This is a genomic window from Radiobacillus sp. PE A8.2, from assembly GCF_045635475.1.
In the GTDB taxonomy this organism is placed as follows: domain Bacteria; phylum Bacillota; class Bacilli; order Bacillales; family Amphibacillaceae; genus JBJGXI01.
Map to the genome: position 1 here is coordinate 16932 of NZ_JBJGXI010000025.1, position 15979 is coordinate 32910.

The following is a 15979-nucleotide window of genomic DNA, read 5'->3' on the forward strand; positions in this document are numbered from 1 at the left end:
CACATTCAGATAAAATGAGGTACAAATATGAAAAAAGAGGTATTTACATATGAAAAAAATTTACAGCAAGATTGTTCAATTTCGTGGATCTCATTATGATTTTGGTTATATGCAAGGAGAAGAGTTAAAGGATTCGTTAATTGTAAAGAATAGAGAGAAGCAATGGAGAGTAAGAAAGCCACGATTCATAATTGATGAAAAAGCAGCAAAACAAGCGATTACTGCATTTGTTCCTGAGATCTGGGAAGAACTGTTAGGCATGCAGGATGCACTCAAGTGGCCGATGAATCGCGTTTTAAAGGAATTTGGTGGATATCGCCTTGACTATGTCCGTTCGTGGTGCTCCATCGTAACAGGAAAAGATTATTTTATCAGAAACTACGATTATCATCCGAAAACGTATGAAGGACGTTATGTTCTTTTCCAGCCAACTGACCGAGGGTATGCTATTGCAGGACCGAGTCAACGGATTACTGGTAGGTCGGATGGCATTAATGAAAAAGGATTGGTACTTGGGTATAATTTTATGCATCGAAAAAAACCTGGGGATGGGTTCATTTGCGGAATGATTGGCAGAATGGTATTAGAAACTTGTAGTAATGTTTCTGAAGCAGTTGATTTACTGAGAGAGATTCCACATCGACATTCCTTTAGCTACATTGTTTATGATAAAAGCGGGGAAACCTTCGTAGTTGAAGCAACACCGAGAGGGGTAGAGGTGCGACAGTCCACGATGTGTACCAATCATTTCGAAATGATGAAACACGAGAATCGAAATTATTTGTTAGACTCACAACGAAGGTTAGATGTGATTCGTGACCAGCAACCATTTATAGAGCAGGCAGAAGAAGCATTCCGATTGTTTAATGATTCAGATAAAGGTATTTTTTCAAAAGAGTATAAGAATTGGGCGGGTACAATCCATACAGCAGCTTATTTTCCGAAACAACTCAAATCGTGGATGGCTCTAGGTGGTAACCAAGTGCCACGTGAAATTGACTTTGGAGCATGGCTAAAAGGTGAAAATGTAAAAAATGAGTTCGTTCACGGTGAAGTCGATACAGATATTGCCTTTGCGCACATGGATGAAAACGCGAGCTGGTTTCAAAAAAAGTAGTGCTACATAATCGTAGCACTACTTTTTTTAAAAGCTATCAAGATGTCCAGCTACGAGTACCAAAAACTAGCCGACTTCATGAATTGCCTTACGATAAATAATTATTGATTCAAGTGTGATGGAAAGTCGACTAAAATCGGACTTGTCGTCCAACGTTGACATACCCCTTATGCAGGAACATGATTAGTCGATTTGCTCCAGTCGCTACTTTTCTAAGCGGCGTTCTCTACTTTTCCTAATGACAGATTCCTAGATTAAAAGCAATTACCTTAAGCTGAATAGCTAATACAGCGATCCACAAAACATAATGGCTAGAATACGTAACAATTTTTTTTAGCTTTGTTGAAGTTAAGAAAGAAAATTTAAACTGAAGAAAGAATAATAGCATCGTTATAACCGTTACGATCAATGTTAAGCCTAAGACTCCTTCGAAACGATCAAACCACAAATAATCATTGAAAGTTGGAATGATGACGACAGGATTATAATATTGATTGATAAATAGCAACCCAATTGTCCAAGATAAAATCAAGCAAACGACAACGAATAAATTAGGCATGTGCTTAACCATCCACACACTCCTCTCTGAAATTTAATTCCGAGTAAATAAATATGAATAATTATATTTTATGTTGGATTGCTAAAATTGTCAATTTACTATTGTAAAAATGAACTAGAAAAGGCTTATATCTATTTTAAAGGGGAATGAACTATATATAGATAAGATTCACTGCATTCGTAACAACATGTTCATAACTGGATTCATAACACTGGTTTTTACCATACCTTTAAAGAGTAAACCCCTTCTACCAACTTGGGACTTAAAAGAGCGATAAAAGAGTTCTATGAATAAACACTACTAATATAGAAACCAAGCGAATATGTATAAATTATAACTTTAATCGTCATAATGAATTTAAAAGATGAGGAGGCAGACGATGGATTACACTATTTATTCCCTATTCGTCATCATTGCATCATTCATAAGCTATAAATCTGCTATTTATATGATGGAGCGAACCGATACCTATTATACTAATGTGTTTATTGCTTCTATAATCAATTTGCAACTCGTTGCATTTATTGTATTCGGTTGGTTTTTGTACTCTTGGAATATTAAAGAGACAATGTTTTTCGATGGACTAATTTGGGGCATTGGCTTATTCGTTTTGTCAGAAGCGGTAATGACGGCATGGTTCATTTACCAGAAGAAAAAACTAGAGAAAATAGAAACTACGGATTATGAAATTATTGAGTCTGAAAAGGCCTTACACCAATAGATTATAAACCCTATAATTCACAAATAATTAGGATAGCATAGAGGTTATTTGCTATCAAATGAAGATTTCCATTATAAACTTGTTGATTGTTAGGCATACTTTACAGTAGTATAGAGTTTGAATGAATTTTTTTAGATGGAAAAGAGGATTGGACATGACAAAAAAATCTATCTATGGGTTAACATTTGAACAATTAACAGCCTGGCTGATTGATCAAGGACAGAAAAAATTTCGCGCCCAACAAGTTTGGGATTGGCTATATAAAAAACGTGTAACAGCTTTTGAACAAATGAATAACGTAAATAACGATTGTATTCAATTACTAGAGAATAATTTTGTTATTAATACGTTAACTGAAGAAGTTAAGCAAGAGTCCAAAGACGGTACGATTAAGTTTTTATTTAAATTAACTGATGGTAATTTAATAGAAACGGTTTTAATGAAGTTTAATTATGGCTATTCTGTTTGTGTTACGACACAAGTAGGCTGTAATATTGGCTGCACATTTTGTGCGAGTGGTTTATTAACGAAAAATCGTGATTTGTCTGCAGGTGAGATTGTCGAGCAAATTATGAACGTGCAGCAACATCTTGATACCAAAGGAAAAGAAGAGCGCGTTAGTCATATTGTAGTAATGGGAATTGGTGAGCCATTCGATAACTACGATAACATGATGGACTTTTTCCGTGTTGTAAATGACCAAAATGGTTTATCAATTGGAGCGAGACATATTACAGTTTCGACGAGTGGATTAGCGCAGAAGATATATAAGTTCGCTGACGAAGATTTACAAATTAATCTTGCAGTATCACTTCATGCGCCGAACAATGAATTACGTACGCGGATAATGAAAATAAACAAAGCTTTTCCGTTAGAAAAATTAATGCCAGCAATTGATTACTACTTGGAAAAAACGAACCGAAGAATCACGTTTGAGTACATTTTATTGCATGATGTTAACGATCATAAGGAAGAGGCACTGCAACTTGCTAGGTTGTTAAAAGATAAACGTCATTTATCTTATGTGAATTTAATTCCTTATAACCCGGTTGCAGAGCATAACCAATACGAACGTAGTACAAAAGATGCAATTGTCGGATTCTATGAAACGTTATTAAACAATGGGATTAATTGTGGTGTGCGTGTCGAGCAGGGATCAGATATTGATGCAGCTTGTGGTCAATTAAGAAGTAAACAAATTAAAAAGAATAAGGCTGTATAATGTAACAAAAAATCCAACTACTTGACTTCGAGCCAAGTAGTTGGATTTTTTTAGATAAAGATTGAAGTTTAGCTAATATGCGTCGTAACGTAGTGCTCGTGATTTCCGCTCCAGGCAGTCGCTTTCCGCTAGTTTAAAGTGTTTTTCTTTAAACGGGCACGGCTTCAGCAAACTCAGAAGCAAATGTTTTCGGTGGGACGAGTAATCGCAGTCCCAAAGAACGCTTCTCTAGTGGATCTTCAGCTCGTGCTGTTCCCGCTGGAGACGACTGCCTGGAGCTCCAATCACCCGACTTAAGGAGCAATCCAGTTAACAGCGAAGGGCATTTCCGGAGCGGGTCAAGCACTCTCCAAGTTACTACGCATTATACTTCTACTCTGAATAAATCACCGAAAAGCGAATAGTTACACCTATCTTATTCGCTGCTCAAAGAAAGCTAACGACAAGCCTTTCGTAATTGTTCTAACGTCAATCTGTGTAAAACCATGCGTTTCATAAAACTGAATCGCTGGATGGTTAAGCGCACCGGTTGATACGGTAATGATATCGAAATCTTTCACCGATTGCTCCAAATGTTCTAATAGTTTACTAGCAATTCCTTTACGAAAGTGAGTTGGCTCAACAATTAATCGATGGATATCTAATATCCTGTTCTCATTTTTAAAAGAAATCGCACCGCATAATACGCTGTCAATATAATACCCGTAAAAAGTCTCTTCACATTTTTGTAAGCTTTCTACCGTGTCATGTAATGGTGGTATGTCGTAAAAGTTAATAATTTTTGCCTCTACCATATAGGAAGGAACTTGCACACGTAACACTTGTTGTGCAAGTTCAGGGTTAGTGATATCTATTTCTTTAATCAAATGATGATCCCCTCAATTTTAATCCATCATATTTGCAACAATTTCATATGAATGTAACCGGTCCTTTTGTGAGAAAATTTGTGAATTAATAATCACCTCGTTCGCTTGAGTTTCAGCTAGAAAGCTTGCTAGCTTCTGTTTTACCTTATCTGGTGCTCCAACCATCGTTGAGCGAGATTGCGATCTTTCTTCAGAAGCTGCTAACTCATGAGGTGACCAGACTTCTTCAACGTTATCAATTGGTGGCTGCAGCATACCTGGTTTACCTCTTATGATGCTTAAGAATTGTTGTTGCATGGAGGTTGCTAACCATTTTGCTCTCTCATCAGTGTCAGCAGCAATTATATTTACGCCAACCATCGCGTAAGGTTCACTTAGTACTTCAGAAGGTTTAAAATTATCACGATATTTTTTCAAAGCCATTGTTGTATAATCAGGTGAAAAATGACTGGCAAAAGCAAATGGCAGGCCTTTTTCAGCAGCTAGTCTCGCACTAAAATCACTAGAACCAAGCAACCATATTGGAATATCTAGACCTGTACCAGGATAAGCCTTTACACGTGCAGTTGGTTCAGGGTTAAAGTAGCTTTGTAATTCATCTAATTGATTTGGAAAATCCTCCGGGCTACTATGCAAAGTCCTACGCAGTGCATAAGCGGTTGCTTGGTCACTACCAGGGGCACGGCCAAGACCGAGGTCTATTCTATTTGGATATAAAGATTCCAATGTACCAAATTGCTCAGCAATTACTAAAGGAGCATGGTTAGGGAGCATAATACCACCTGCACCGACACGAATCCGCTTTGTTGCCCCTGCAATATGGCCAATGATCACCGATGTGGCTGAGCTTGCTATACCAGGCATATTATGATGTTCTGCTAACCAGTAACGATGAAATCCTAAATCTTCTACTGTCTGCGCTAACTGTACACTATTTTTAAACGATTGAGTTGTACCTTCTCCCTCATTAATTGGTGCAAGATCGAGGATAGATAACGGTACACCGTTGAATGATTTTGATTGAATATTTTTCATATGTGAACACTCCTTCTTGATATGAAATGATACGCCGATTAGAAATTATCGTCCACAAAAATGCTTGTGAATTAGTTAGTTGCATAATTCTCGTATTCAACCTTTTCCTCAGATAAGCCATAAAATCAGTATTATGAAATTGAAAAAAATAAAAGGCTTTATTCCGAGTAAAATAATCTGTATAATTGGTATTGAGTAGAGGAGGGTGAAAAGTGAGTATTCCAAAACCACTTGTCCAAATAAATCAAGCATTTCTTGTTATATCCGTTATTTTAGCTCTTGTATTCTTTAAAGCTATATTAATCATTCCATTTACAATAGGTGTCTACACACTGCTTACAAAAAACAACCCAATCATACAATTTAGTAAACGATTTCTAACTAAACCATTGAATCAATACACGCCAGAGGACAAAGATCAACAACTGTTTAATCAGTGGATTGCAACGATATGTTTAGGATTTTCCATTGTTTTCTTCTATTTTGGTTTAAATATAGTAGGATATGTTTTTAGCATAATGGTAGTAATAGCGGCAGGAGTTGCATTAATGGGTTTTTGTATTGGTTGTACGATCCGCTTTCGTTATTTAATGTGGAAGAATAAGCGTACAAAATTACAGTCATAATTATAAATTAAGATGAAAACCGAGTGTCGATCCGTTCTACGGTTCACTCGGTTTTTTTCTGCATAAAGTCAATTGAAATTGACCTACATAAAATTTCATCGTGTATAATAGTTGTAAAGGCATGCTTCAAAAGGGGAGGGGGAGAAAGTTGGTTCAAAATTCTAAGGAACGAATTTCTGAAACAAAGAATTATCTACGTAAACAAACGCTACACACAATTTTAGAACAATTTGATACAAGTGTTAGGGATTTAAGTAAAAAAGACCGTAGAGCTAAATACGATAAGATGAAGCAGGATTCCTACAGCTTTTATCGAGGTAGTGCATATTTATTTTATTACGATGTAACGAATATTCCTTTTACACATCATACACCAGAAGATAAACCAACATGGTTACTGGGTGATCTCCACATGGCTAATTTCAGCGGTTTTCAGAATGAAAATGAAGTTATTGTTTTTGATGTGGATGATTTTGATGAAGGCTATTTAGGGTCGTACTTATACGATGTTTTAAGAATGGTCGTTAGTATCCGTTTGTTTGCTTCCAATAAAGATTATTTAGCATCTCAGCAGGATTTTTTCGTAGAAACCTACCTGAAAGCATACTATAAGCAATTGAAAAAGTTTGTAGAAGGTAAGGAAAATCCAGTTAAGACTATATTCACGGTTGAAAATACAAAAGGTCCAATTAAGAAAGCTTTGAAAAAGCTAGAGGAAAGAAAAGTAACGCATGAGTTGGATAAACAAACGATGATTAACGAAGAAGGTAATCGAGTTTTTAACCGAGACAATTTAAAGCTACATGACGTTTCTAATAACGAATACAAAGAATTAATGAAAATCTGGGACAACTATATAGAATGTATTCCTGAACCATGTTTTAAAGGAAAAGACCATTATCAAATTAAAGATATTGTTAAGAAAACGGGTGCTGGAATCGGTTCGATAGGTTTAAAACGGTTTTATGTGTTAATTGAGGGACAACATGATAATGAACACCACGATGACATTATATTAGAAGTGAAAGAAGCACGAGCTCCAGTGCCCGCGTATTTTTTTGAATATAATGAAGTGTTTTGGGAAGAGAACAATCATCATGGAAAGCGCGTAATCAAAACGCAAGAAGCAATGCACCACATGGCGGATCCATATTTAGGTTTCTTTACAATGCAAAACCGTCACTATTATGTTAGAGAACGATCTCCATATGAGAAAGATGTGAATGAAAAGTATTTCGTTGATGAGAAAGATATGAAGCAAACGGCAAAAGCAATGGGGAAAGTAACTGCGAAAATACATGCGCGTGCTGATGCTGATATTGATCATGGACTGCTTACTTATCATAGTGAGCATGAAATTCTTCAGGCAATAGGTGGCGATTCAGAAGGCTTTATTAAGGAAATGACAACGTGGTCTAAATTCTATATGATCCGAGTGGAAAAAGATTATCAGCTTTTTCTAGAATGGTTGGAGGATTATTTTTATAAAAAGAATTAATAATTAGCAGCCAGGTCTCGATTTTGAGCCTGGCTGCTACTATTTTAGTATTGCTTCTTAAAATCAACTAGATTTATTGATGGTGGCTGTCCATTTATGTAGGACCGTAGATTTGGGATGAGAATATTTTCTACAACACGCTGATCGTAATATTCAGTTGAGCCAGCAGTGTGTGGTGTAATGATTACATTTTCCATTTCCCATAAGGGACTTGTCTTTTCTAGCGGTTCATTTTCAAAAACGTCTAAACCAGCGCCCGCAATTTCTTCATTCTGGAGTGCTTCAATGAGCGCTTGTTCGTTCACTACTTCTCCACGTCCTATGTTAATAAGAAAACTAGAGTGTTTCATCAGTTTAAATTCATCTTTCCCAAATAAGTGATTAGTTTGTTCTGTTAACGGTAAAGTTAAAACAACAAAATCACAGCTCGGTAGGATATCGTGCAATTGATCGATTGTTACCATTTCGTCTACAAAGGGTTCTGGTTTATTTGTATTTCTTACACCAATAACCTTCATATCGAATGCTTTGGCAATTTTGGCTGTCTCTTTACCGATTGCACCTACTCCTATAATACCAATTGTCTTCTGATGAATCTCCAATTTCAAGTTTCCATGATCCCAAATTTTATTCGTTTTATTTCGTACATATGTATCGATTTTTCGGGTCCAGCCCAACATTAGCGCAAAGATTGTCTCAGATATTGGATATGAATGGACACCAGAGGCTGTAGTTAAGTGAATAGAATTGTCTGCAATTAACTGTAATGGATAATTGTCCACACCTGCACTCCAGCTTTGTATCCATTGAAGTTGGGATGTTTGCTGTAAGCAGGGCTCTTCCATAGCTTTTTTCCATCCAGCAATGATGTGTGCTTCTTGTAAGTGGTGGTTCCAGTTATCTCTATTTTTTCCAAATATAATTTCCCAATTTGGTACAGCTTCCTTTATTTTCGTTTGTAGCTGATTGTTAAGATTTTCTGCAACAATTATTTTTTTTGATTTCATAACTCACCTCAGAAATAGCATTTTTTTCATTTTAACATGATTTTCTTTTGTATGGGAAAAGCTTGTCTTTTTTTAGCTATATTGATACGCAACAACTATATATTACTTTTTACGTTGTATTAGCTAATTATCAAACTGGCTCATATAAAAGTAAATATTAGGTAAGATAAAAACAACAAAATCTTTACTAAATGGGTTGATTGGAATGAAATTATGGATTGCTATTACTGTTTGTTTGATTCTAACCATTACTAATATTGTTATGAGGAAAAGATTAAGTGTTTTGGAAAACTTACTCTCTCTAATGGTTATTGAATTTATTGCTACTAGTTATTTTGCCATCTTAGTTGTCAATCTAAGTGTTTGGAAAATAGATCAACAAATGAATAACTATATAATATTTTTACTATTTGAAGTAATAGTTGCACCAGTATTGATCCTTATCTTTTATAATGTTTTTTTAGTAGCATCTAAATTAAATAAGCTACTCCTTATGATACTCAAAGTAAGCATTTTATGTGCGATTGAATATCTGCTCGTTCATTCGGGCGTAATTACCTTTCAAGGGTGGCAATATTGGCAGTCTTTCCTTGGATACTTAATCATGATGTGTTTAGGTGGTCTTTTGTTAATAGCCTTTAGGATTGTGACATTAAGGGAGGGTAATAACTAATGGACTTGCCAACCCGATTTGATCAAAATGAAATATTTGTTATCGTTGCATTCATCATTTCTTATATCATCGTACTGTTACTTCCAAAACGATTTCCTCTAGCTATAACGATTTTGATTATGGTGTTTGCTTCAATAGTAGCAAGATTGTCAGATCATTTAATTTCTGGAACGTTAATTGATCTTTATGATGTTATGGATACAGGGAAATATGAGTTGTTTGATCTATTTGTTTATTTACTATATCCACCATTTTGCTATCTCTTCATTTATGTTTACGATAAGTGTAAACCAACCGGATTAAGCATTGTATTATTCATTATCGCTTGTTCAATAATTGGAATGCTATTTGAAGGCTTGTGTGTTTTATTTGATGTGTTTCAATATAAAGGATGGAAGCTATATTATTCGTTCAGCTTCTATTTGTTTATTCAGTCATCAACATTGGTGTTTTTCGTTTATATATGTAAGATTGTTAATTTGGAAAGGAAGAAGCACGTGCCTAAATAGACAGGTGCTTCTTCTTTTCTAACTAGCTAGAACGCCCTCAACTCATGACACGAGGGAGCGGCAAGGGACATGCAAATGTATTCGGTGGGACGAGTAATTGCACTAAGGAAAGCTCTCCAGATCACGCGCAGAAACAATTGGTTTTCTTGTTTCGGATAGTTGCTATACGGGCGCCCTGGGCTTTTCCTAACAATCAGATTCTTCTAGCCACACCAGTTGCATAGGCAGCTTCTATTACTGCGTCTTTAATTTTTGTTACAACTTCCGTATTAAAAACACCTGGAATAATATAATCTTCATTTAATTCATCATCTTTAATCGTAGAAGCTATTGCTTTTGCTGCAGCCAATTTCATTTCTTCATTAATCGATGATGCACGACAATCTAGCACGCCTCGGAATATTCCAGGAAAACATAATACATTATTGACTTGGTTGGGATAGTCAGACCTTCCAGTAGCCATGACTTTGACATAAGGCATTGCCAGTTCAGGCGATATTTCTGGATTTGGATTTGCCAGTGCAAAGACTATAGGGTCTGTGTTCATCTTCTTAACATCTTCTACTTTTAAAACATTAGCAGCAGAAACGCCGACAAAAATATCTGCATCTTCAATCACAGTTGATAATGATCCTTGAATGTTATGAGGATTGGTGTTTTCAGCATACCACGTCCACATCTTATTGTCGTAGGAGTCATTTTTCGAAATCGCACCGTTTCGATCAACACCAATTACATTTTCTGCACCAGCGTTCAATAACATTTTGGTAATGGCAATACCTGCTGCACCAATACCACAAACTACAATTTTACAGTCTTTTATATTTTTCTTAAGTAGTTTTAATGCATTAAAGATTCCGGCCAGCACTACAATCGCTGTTCCGTGTTGGTCATCGTGAAAGACAGGTATAGGAAGCTCTTCTTTTAATCGTTGTTCAATTTCAAAGCATTGTGGGGAAGCAATATCTTCTAAGTTTATTCCACCAAAAGTAGGGCTAATTGCTTTGATAATTTTTATAATATCTTCGGTGTCATGATTATCTAAGCAAATAGGATAGGCATTTATGTTTGCAAACCGCTTAAATAGCATTGCTTTCCCTTCCATAACAGGCATGGCAGCTTCAGGCTTAATTTTTCCTAAGCCTAAGACGGCTGTACCATCGGAGACGACTGCAACATTATTATTTTTTATTGTTAAGTTATAAGCAAGCAAAGGATTTTCATCAATCGCCTGACATACACGAGCTACTTCCGGTGTATACACTTGTGATAACTGTTCCCTGTTATCAATATGAAGCTTGGAATGGACCTCAATTTTCCCACCTAAATGCACTAAAAAAGTACGATCAGAAACGTGCTTAACAGTAACACCTGTTAATGCATTAATAGAAGCCACTATTTTCTGTTGCTCGCTTTCATCATTAACACGAATCGTAATATCACGAACGGTCATTTGTGGTCCTTCTTTGATCACGTCAATTGCGACCATATCACCGCTAGTATTACTTACTACTGTAGCTATTTCTCCAAATGTAATTTCATTTTTGTTAATTTCTAATCGTAAAATAACGTGCATGTTTGACTTTGCCAATGTTAACATCTCCTTTTCGAGTACTATCGAGGGTAATAATTATCTTGGATTGAAAACGCATGCATTACATGGAACAATTTTGATGTTTTGAAGTATACGAAGTAAGTGATTATAATGTAACATATTTTTGAAATTTAACAAACTTACAATCAGGCCTTATTTGCGCAATGAAGCGTCTTCTTTCACATATAATTCTCAAGTTAAGTATTTACGTAGTATAATAATAGTAAGCGATTTCATTAAAAGATCTATTTATAGGGATAAGGGGAGTAACTTAAATGATGCATGAGCACAAGGTTAAGGTAAGGTTTAATGAAACAGATGGTTTAGGACATGTGAGCAATATTAGTTACTTTATTTACTTGGAGGATGCACGGATTGAGTTGTTAAGAGATCTGCGTGCTTCTATGCAGATGGATGGGTGGTCCTATATTGTTGCTTCAGTAAAATGTGACTATAAACAACAAGCTTATTTTGATGACCAATTAATTGTAGAGTCAGCTATAGAAAAAATTGGTTTCACTAGTTTTAAGATAGCGCATAAAATCACCAATGAACGAGGAGTTATAGCAATTGGTGAAGTTACAATGGTCCATTTTGATTTTAATAAACAGGCTTCAATACCATTACAAGAGCAAATGAGAAGCCGACTAAAGCAATTTATGGAAAGCTGAGTAAATAGATTATAAAAGTGGCCACATCATCTAAACGTGATGTGGCTATTTTGTTTCATCCTTCATTATTTATATATTATATTCGTAATTTTACTGTTAGTTTTCTATAATATAAATTATGTGCTTGCAAAGGTAATAAATATTTTTCTTATAATTACGGAACATTACAATTGAAAAAAGGAGAGGGACAAGTTGAATAGAGAACATTGGTCATCGAGAATTGGTTTTATTTTATCTACTGCTGGTGCAGCGATTGGTCTAGGGGCGATTTGGAAATTTCCATATATGACAGGGATGAATGGAGGAGCAGCATTCTTCCTTATTTTTATTTTATTTACGGTATTGTTAGGACTTCCACTACTTATTTCAGAATTTATCATCGGAAGAGGCGCGAAGAAAGAGGCAATAACTGCCTATAAGGTTCTGGCTCCAAACAGTGCTTGGAAAATCGTTGGACAACTCGGAGTGTTAGGTTGTTTTCTTCTACTATCCTTCTATAGTGTTGTTGGTGGTTGGGTGCTTGTTTATAGTATTCAATCCCTATTTGGTCGTATCATCCAAGAGGGGGCTAATTATGGGGAATTATTTGGAAGTATTACAGCATCACCAACCTTTACGTTACTTGGATTGGCTTTGTTCTTGTGTATTAATGTGATTGTCATTTCTTTTGGAATAAAAAACGGAATTGAAACAGCAAGTAAATATATGATGCCGTTATTATTTATTTTTTTCATTGTACTTGTTGTTCGTTCGGTAACTTTAGATGGGGCAACGGAAGGTATAATATTCTTCCTAAAACCTGATTTTTCGGTGATCACTGCAGAAGGGGTATTGTACGCCCTTGGTCAATCCTTTTTTGCGTTAGCAGTAGGTTTTTCCTGCATGGTAACATATAGTTCTTATTTAAATAAAGACATTAGTATTCCCGCTTCTGCATCCTCAGTAGTAGTGATGAATATCTTAGTTTCCTTACTTGCAGGATTGGCTATTTTTCCGGTAGTATTTGCATTTGGACTAGAGCCAACAGAAGGCCCGGGATTATTATTCGTCGTATTGCCGACCGTCTTTTCACAAATTCCTTTGGGTGAATTTTTCTTGTCTTTATTTTTATTGCTATTCCTATTCGCTACATTAACATCTTCCTTTAGCTTGCTAGAAATTATTGTGTCAGCTTTTACGGAAAGTGGAAAGCGAACCCGGAAAAAAGTTGCATTGGTCTCTGGTGTTGTTATGTTTATTGCAGGAATACCGGCGGCGCTATCAATGAGCACGTTAAGTGAATTCAAAATTTTTGATAAAACTGTATTTGATGCGACAGATTATTTGGTTAGCAATATTATGCTTCCCTTGGGCTGTTTATTAATATCATTGTTCATCATTTACCGAATGGATAAAACTCTAGTGGAACAGGAATTTACGCTAAGTAATACAATTTCACCAATATGGTACAAGGCATGGAGAACTGTTATGATTTGGATAGCTCCGGTCACAATCGTGGTTGTCTATGCATATATGGTTGGTTTTTTAAAATTTGTGGAGTAAGATTCGGTATAATAAATAACAGAAAAAAATAGGACGTGTTTAGCTTGAGTCGAACACCTTTTAATAGAATAATACGTTTTATTATTACGTTTGTTTTGTCGCTCCTTGGAGGAACGTTGTTTTACTTTTTGCATGTCCCGCTTCCTTGGTTATTAGGTTCTATGGTTATTGTTCTTATTACATCCACCTTTACGAAATATCCATTATACTGGCCAATCCAAATACGAAATACGGGATTAATAGTAATTGGCTATATGTTGGGCTCTTCGATAACATTGGTAACCTTAATTGCAATCATTCATCAGCTTCCTACCATGCTGATTGTTACGCTTTTTATTGTAATTAGCAGTATGTGTTTTGCCTTCTTTGTTTCGAAATTCACTGGCATTTCTTTACGATCGGCGATAGCTGGAAGCATTCCGGGTGGATTATCCCAAATGATCGTGTTAGGTGAGGAAATAAAAGATGTTGATGTGACGGTTGTGACGTTCTTTCAATTAACACGACTGTTTAGTGTAATATTTATCGTTCCGGTAATTGCACTGAGCCCGTTACTAGAAAATGGAGTGGGATCAAATATTACGATATTAGGTGAGAGCGAGGAAGTGTGGCAATGGAGTTTGCTTGTCATTTATACAATTGCTACGATTGCTGCTGCTTTTATAGGAAAAATTGCAAAATTACCAACTGCATATTTGCTTGGCCCGATGCTGATTACTGCAATTGTCGGTTTGAGTGGAATTCCTTCTCCTGAGTTACCTAATATTATTGTCGACGTCTCGCAATTAATGATGGGAGCCTACATCGCGTTAATGATTAAGCCAGCAAAACTGGAAAACAAAGTGAAGACAGCAGTTGCTGCAATCATTACGGGATTGGCACTTGTATGCTTCTCATTTGGTATTGGTATCGCACTTGAATTCATTCATGAAATCCCTGCAGTCACGGCTTTTTTAAGCACTGCGCCAGGGGGAATTGCTGAAATGGGGATTGTTGCGAAAGAAGTAAACGCAGATTTACCAACTGTAACAGGCTACCAAACATTTCGTATATTATTTATTTTGTTTTTGGTTCCATATACATTACGATGGTTATTTCGTCAACAATGGTTTATAAATATGGAAAATATGAAAAAAAGGAGCTCAAAATAGAAATATTTTGAGCTCCTTTTCAGGTTAACGACGGTTATTTCTCGCCTCTTTAGCATTGTGTTGCTCTAGTCTAGTTGCACCACCATAATGTAATGCTTGATCGCGATCAGCTTCTACGTTCCCTGATTTACGTTGTTTTCGTTCTTGTCTGTCTTTACCCATACAATCATCCCTTCTAACATTAGATTTCATGTATAGTGTTCCCGCCAATGGAAAACATTATTTATTCCATTTAAAAGGTGTTTCTTGATATACATAGTAATTTAACCAATTTGAAAATAGAAGGTAAGCCTGAGAGCGCCAACGATTGGCAGGCATATTTAATGGATCATTTTCTGGGAAATAATCAATTGGTATGTGTGGTCTTGCGCCTTTAGCCAAATCTCGTTGATATTCCTCAGCTAAAGTCTCAGCATCGTATTCTACATGTCCTGTCACCATAATATTTTTCTCATCATTAGATATCATCAGGAAAGGCCCAGCCGTCTCTGATGATGCTAATAGGGTAATGTCCTCACATGCTAGAACTTCTTGTTCAGAAACATCTGTATACCGTGAGTGAGGAGCCATGAATTCATCATCAATTCCTCGTATTAGCTTCACTGTTGGAGCATGAATTCGGTGTTTAAATACTCCTGAAAGCTTTTTAGGAAGTTTCAGCTTATCAATTCCATAATGATAGTAGAGTGCGGCTTGTGCACCCCAACAAATATGCAAAACAGAGGTAACATAATCTTTTGTCCAATCCATTATTTCCGTTAGCTCATCCCAATAAGTGACTTCTTCAAAAGGTAAGTGTTCTACAGGTGCTCCGGTGATAATCATACCGTCATAATAGTTGGTTTTAACTTGTGAAAATGTTTTATAAAACTGCTCTAGATGTGATCTGCTTACATTTTTCGATTCATACGTTTCTGTATGTAAAAAATGCACATTGACTTGTAATGGTGAATTACTGAGCAAACGTAAAAGCTGTGTTTCTGTTCTTTGCTTTTCAGGCATTAAGTTTAAAATAAGTATATTTAAAGGCCGTATATCTTGCTTAACCGCACGTTGGTCATCCATTAAAAAGATATTCTCTTTCTCTAAGATATCTCGTGCAGGTAAATGTGACGGAATTCTAATAGGCAAGTGTGGTTCCCCCTTTGTTGCTAGTAAGGCTACAATCATTATATCTATGTATTGTGT

The 15979-nt window shown here is 36.0% G+C and carries 17 protein-coding genes; 10 read left to right on the plus strand and 7 right to left on the minus strand.

Annotated elements, in window-relative coordinates:
* The first annotated feature begins 49 nt into the window (after positions 1 to 49).
* Positions 50 to 1117 (plus strand): C45 family autoproteolytic acyltransferase/hydrolase, encoded by a 1068-nt coding sequence (locus ACI6MV_RS14050; protein ID WP_407270938.1) that lies wholly within the window; start codon positions 50 to 52, stop codon positions 1115 to 1117.
* A gap of 235 nt (positions 1118 to 1352) precedes the next feature.
* Here ACI6MV_RS14050 and ACI6MV_RS14055 read toward each other — a convergent pair whose 3' ends face one another.
* Positions 1353 to 1688 (minus strand): hypothetical protein, encoded by a 336-nt coding sequence (locus ACI6MV_RS14055; protein WP_407270939.1) that lies wholly within the window; start codon positions 1686 to 1688, stop codon positions 1353 to 1355.
* 367 nt (positions 1689 to 2055) lie between these two features.
* Between ACI6MV_RS14055 and ACI6MV_RS14060 the strand changes: the two genes are divergently transcribed.
* Together ACI6MV_RS14060 and rlmN are read left to right on the plus strand one after the other, a co-directional pair.
* Positions 2056 to 2397, plus strand: coding sequence for a hypothetical protein (locus ACI6MV_RS14060; RefSeq protein ID WP_407270940.1), 342 nt, complete (start codon positions 2056 to 2058; stop codon positions 2395 to 2397).
* A gap of 154 nt (positions 2398 to 2551) precedes the next feature.
* The gene (gene rlmN / locus ACI6MV_RS14065; protein ID WP_407270941.1) at positions 2552 to 3619 is read left to right on the plus strand and encodes a dual-specificity RNA methyltransferase RlmN; all 1068 of its coding nucleotides are present in this window, start codon (positions 2552 to 2554) and stop codon (positions 3617 to 3619) included.
* Between the two features lie 410 nt (positions 3620 to 4029).
* On the opposite strand, the gene ACI6MV_RS14070 is transcribed toward rlmN, so the two are convergent.
* Both ACI6MV_RS14070 and ACI6MV_RS14075 read right to left on the minus strand, forming a co-directional pair.
* A complete protein-coding gene (locus ACI6MV_RS14070; RefSeq protein WP_407270942.1) occupies positions 4030 to 4485 on the minus strand; it encodes a GNAT family N-acetyltransferase in 456 nt (151 codons plus the stop codon).
* Between the two features lie 18 nt (positions 4486 to 4503).
* Complete coding sequence (locus ACI6MV_RS14075) at positions 4504 to 5520, minus strand: LLM class flavin-dependent oxidoreductase (RefSeq protein ID WP_407270943.1); 1017 nt, start codon at positions 5518 to 5520, stop codon at positions 4504 to 4506.
* A gap of 212 nt (positions 5521 to 5732) precedes the next feature.
* Between ACI6MV_RS14075 and ACI6MV_RS14080 the strand changes: the two genes are divergently transcribed.
* Together ACI6MV_RS14080 and ACI6MV_RS14085 are read left to right on the plus strand one after the other, a co-directional pair.
* Positions 5733 to 6146 (plus strand): DUF4395 domain-containing protein, encoded by a 414-nt coding sequence (locus ACI6MV_RS14080; RefSeq protein ID WP_407270944.1) that lies wholly within the window; start codon positions 5733 to 5735, stop codon positions 6144 to 6146.
* A 148-nt stretch (positions 6147 to 6294) separates the two neighbouring features.
* Positions 6295 to 7644 carry a DUF2252 domain-containing protein gene (locus ACI6MV_RS14085; protein WP_407270945.1) on the plus strand — a complete coding sequence of 450 codons (1350 nt, stop codon included), beginning with the start codon at positions 6295 to 6297 and terminating at the stop codon, positions 7642 to 7644.
* 44 nt (positions 7645 to 7688) lie between these two features.
* On the opposite strand, the gene ACI6MV_RS14090 is transcribed toward ACI6MV_RS14085, so the two are convergent.
* Positions 7689 to 8651 (minus strand): D-2-hydroxyacid dehydrogenase, encoded by a 963-nt coding sequence (locus ACI6MV_RS14090; protein ID WP_407270946.1) that lies wholly within the window; start codon positions 8649 to 8651, stop codon positions 7689 to 7691.
* A gap of 205 nt (positions 8652 to 8856) precedes the next feature.
* Here ACI6MV_RS14090 and ACI6MV_RS14095 point away from each other — a divergent pair, with 205 nt between their 5' ends.
* Positions 8857 to 9324 carry a hypothetical protein gene (locus tag ACI6MV_RS14095; RefSeq protein ID WP_407270947.1) on the plus strand — a complete coding sequence of 156 codons (468 nt, stop codon included), beginning with the start codon at positions 8857 to 8859 and terminating at the stop codon, positions 9322 to 9324.
* The gene (locus ACI6MV_RS14100; RefSeq protein WP_407270948.1) at positions 9324 to 9833 is read left to right on the plus strand and encodes a hypothetical protein; all 510 of its coding nucleotides are present in this window, start codon (positions 9324 to 9326) and stop codon (positions 9831 to 9833) included. The genes ACI6MV_RS14095 and ACI6MV_RS14100 overlap by 1 nt, the downstream gene beginning before the upstream one ends.
* Before the next feature lie 193 nt (positions 9834 to 10026).
* On the opposite strand, the gene ACI6MV_RS14105 is transcribed toward ACI6MV_RS14100, so the two are convergent.
* On the minus strand, positions 10027 to 11433 hold the full coding sequence (locus tag ACI6MV_RS14105) for an NAD-dependent malic enzyme (RefSeq protein WP_483880218.1): 1407 nt from the start codon (positions 11431 to 11433) through the stop codon (positions 10027 to 10029).
* Between the two features lie 269 nt (positions 11434 to 11702).
* Here ACI6MV_RS14105 and ACI6MV_RS14110 point away from each other — a divergent pair, with 269 nt between their 5' ends.
* From ACI6MV_RS14110 to ACI6MV_RS14120, 3 genes are all read left to right on the plus strand, one after another.
* The gene (locus ACI6MV_RS14110) at positions 11703 to 12098 is read left to right on the plus strand and encodes an acyl-CoA thioesterase (RefSeq protein ID WP_407270949.1); all 396 of its coding nucleotides are present in this window, start codon (positions 11703 to 11705) and stop codon (positions 12096 to 12098) included.
* A gap of 192 nt (positions 12099 to 12290) precedes the next feature.
* On the plus strand, positions 12291 to 13640 hold the full coding sequence (locus ACI6MV_RS14115; protein WP_407270950.1) for a sodium-dependent transporter: 1350 nt from the start codon (positions 12291 to 12293) through the stop codon (positions 13638 to 13640).
* A 44-nt stretch (positions 13641 to 13684) separates the two neighbouring features.
* The gene (locus tag ACI6MV_RS14120) at positions 13685 to 14791 is read left to right on the plus strand and encodes an AbrB family transcriptional regulator (RefSeq protein ID WP_407270951.1); all 1107 of its coding nucleotides are present in this window, start codon (positions 13685 to 13687) and stop codon (positions 14789 to 14791) included.
* A 24-nt stretch (positions 14792 to 14815) separates the two neighbouring features.
* Here ACI6MV_RS14120 and ACI6MV_RS14125 read toward each other — a convergent pair whose 3' ends face one another.
* Together ACI6MV_RS14125 and metA are read right to left on the minus strand one after the other, a co-directional pair.
* Entirely contained in the window at positions 14816 to 14953 is a 138-nt protein-coding gene (locus tag ACI6MV_RS14125) for a YpzI family protein (protein ID WP_407270993.1), read from the minus strand.
* Between the two features lie 57 nt (positions 14954 to 15010).
* The gene (gene metA / locus ACI6MV_RS14130) at positions 15011 to 15922 is read right to left on the minus strand and encodes a homoserine O-acetyltransferase MetA (RefSeq protein ID WP_407270952.1); all 912 of its coding nucleotides are present in this window, start codon (positions 15920 to 15922) and stop codon (positions 15011 to 15013) included.
* Between the last annotated feature and the right edge of the window lie 57 nt (positions 15923 to 15979).